Below are 2,930 nucleotides of genomic sequence, written 5' to 3'. Positions count from 1 at the left end.
ATAATTAGACATAGCTTTTGTACACTCCCATCTTACCTACATACAGGTCATCTAGGCAGCATTTTTGTTAGATGTTCTATTTAAAACAATGCTGTTTATAATATATATTTCCCCTTAACACCCATATACAATATATTTACAAATATCAAATACAAAATCTATGAACTTAAAAAGTTATACCTACTTAACTTATTACACACCTTTATATGCTTGTTTATATACTTCTTTTAATTCTGAAATCAATGGAAGTTTCGGATTTGCTGGTGTACATTGATCTTCAAATGCTCTTTCCGATAAGACATCCACAACATTGTCAAATGCTTCTTGTTTTACTCCTTGTCCTGCAATACTCATATTAATATTTAATTCTTTTCCAAGGCTGATAATTGCTTGCACAAGAGATTCTACCCCTTCTTCTACTGTACTTGCTGGTAGCCCCAATGTTCTTGCAATATATGCATAACGTTCATCTGCCACAAAATGCTCATATTTTGGGAACAATGCATGTTTTCTCGGCTTAATGGCATTATAGCGAATTACATGTGGCATTAAGATTGCGTTAGCGCGTCCATGTGGAATGTGAAATTCTGGCCCAAGCTTATGCGCCAAACTGTGATTAATACCAAGAAATGCATTTGCAAAAGCCATACCTGCAATTGCAGAAGCATTATGCATTTTTTCACGTGCTTCTTCATCATTTCCGTTTTTATATGCTCGCGGTAAATATTTAAATACTAGATCAATGGCTTTTAAGGCCAATCCATCTGTATAGTCATTTGCCATAATAGACACGTATGCTTCAATTGCATGTGTTAACACATCCATTCCAGTGTCTGCTGTTACATGAGGTGGCACTGTCATTACAAACTGTGGATCAATAATCGCTACATCTGGTGTTAATTCATAATCAGCAAGTGGATATTTTATATTATTTTTTTTATCTGTAATAACCGCGAATGGTGTCACTTCTGACCCTGTTCCTGATGTTGTTGGAATCGCAACAAATTGTGCTTTTTGCCCTAATGTTGGAAACTTACATGTACGTTTTCTAATATCTAAAAACTTTTGTTTGATTCCAAAGAATGTTGTTTCTGGATATTCATAAAATAGCCACATTCCTTTTGCTGCATCCATTGCTGAACCTCCGCCCAATGCAATAATTACATCAGGTTTGAAGCTTCTCATCATCTCAGCACCCTTGAATACTGTTTCATCTGATGGATCTGGTTCTACCTCTGAGAAAACACCTACTTTTACATCATTTAAATGCTGTTGTAAGTAATGTGTAACTGTGTCCACATATCCCAGGTCTACCATTCCTGGATCCGTTACAATGAATGCTCGTGAAATGTTTGGCATCTTAGCTAAATATTGTGTCGCATGTTTTTCAAAAAAAACCTTAGGTGGTAATTTGAACCATTGCATATTATTTTTTCTATTCGCCAAACGCTTTACATTTATTAAATGTGTAGCTGTTACGTTTTGAGAAACAGAATTTTTACCGTATGATCCACAACCTAATGTTAAAGATGGAATAAATGCGTTATATATATCACCAATCCCACCTTGTGCTGATGGTGAATTTACAATAAGGCGACAAGCTTTCATTCTTAAACCAAATTGTTTTTGTACTTCTTTATTTGTAGAATGAATAACCGCTGAATGCCCTAAGCCACCTAAATTTAACATTTCTTCACAGTATTTAAATCCTTCTTCTTGTGAATTTGCTTTGATACAAGCTAATACTGGGCTCAATTTTTCACGTGATAGTGGATATTCTGCACCCACTCCCTTAATTTCAGCTACAAGTATTTTTGTATCTTCTGGTACCTTAATGCCTACTAATGATGCAATATAATGTGCTGATTTCCCAACGATATCACTATTTACTGCACATGTATTTTCATTAATAACAAGCTTCTCTAATTTTATTCTCTCTTCTTCGGTAACAAAATAACAATTGTTGTCTTGCATTTCTTTTTTTACACTATTATAGATTTCTTTATCTACAATGATTGCTTGTTCAGAAGCACAAATCATACCATTATCAAATGTTTTTGATAAAATTAAATCATTTACAGCTCGTTTTACATGTGCTGATTTCTCTAAATAACAAGGTACATTCCCAGGTCCTACTCCTAAGGCCGGTTTCCCTGTAGAATATGCTGATTTCACCATTCCAGCACCCCCGGTTGCAAGAACAAGTGCAACCCCCTCATGGTTCATTAATCTTTTTGTTGCCTCAACAGAAGGTTTTTCGATCCATTGAATGCAATTCTCTGGTGCCCCTGCCTTAATTGCAGCATCTCTTAAAATTTTAGCCGCTGCAACAGAGCAACGCTGAGCAGATGGATGAAAAGCAAAAATAATTGGATTTCTTGTTTTCATTGCAATAATTGCTTTAAACATAGTAGTTGAAGTGGGATTTGTTACTGGTGTCACACCAGCAACTACACCTACTGGTTCGGCAATTTCAATGACTTCTTCATGTGGATCTTCATGAATAATTCCTACAGTCTTATCTTTTTTTATGCTATGCCAAATATATTCAGTTGCAAATATATTTTTTGTACATTTATCCTCATACACACCTCTACCAGTTTCCTCTACCGCCATTTTTGCTAATGGCATATGTTGGTCTAATCCAGATAGTGCCATTTCATGAACAATATGATCTACTTGCTCTTGCGTATAAGATTCTAGTGCTTTTAGTGCTTCTTTTCCATTTTCAACTAAAGTATTAACAACTTCTTGTACATCATTTTCATCTTTAATTACTACGTTGACCATTGCTTGTACTTCTTTTTCATCTGTCTTGTTTGTCATATTAAAGCCTCCAGATCACTATAAAAATAGATTTAAAATGTTGGAACTTATTGTTTTCATCTTGCCTATTAAGTAAAAGCTCAAATAATGTGAAGTATTTCACA

At 34.8% G+C, this 2,930-nt stretch carries 1 protein-coding gene; it reads right to left on the bottom strand.

Annotated features, from left to right (window positions below; genetic code table 11):
- Positions 1-192: 192 nt before the first annotated feature.
- A complete protein-coding gene (adhE, locus tag ACQGS6_RS25685) occupies positions 193-2,790 on the bottom strand; it encodes a bifunctional acetaldehyde-CoA/alcohol dehydrogenase (RefSeq protein WP_369622730.1) in 2,598 nt (865 codons plus the stop codon).
- Positions 2,791-2,930: the final 140 nt, after the last annotated feature.

Source organism: Bacillus sp. GMs2/2 (genome assembly GCF_050172095.1).
GTDB lineage: Bacteria > Bacillota > Bacilli > Bacillales > Bacillaceae_G > Bacillus_A > Bacillus_A cereus.
Note: the sequence above shows the minus strand (reverse complement) of the source record. Positions and strands in the feature narration are given on the sequence as shown.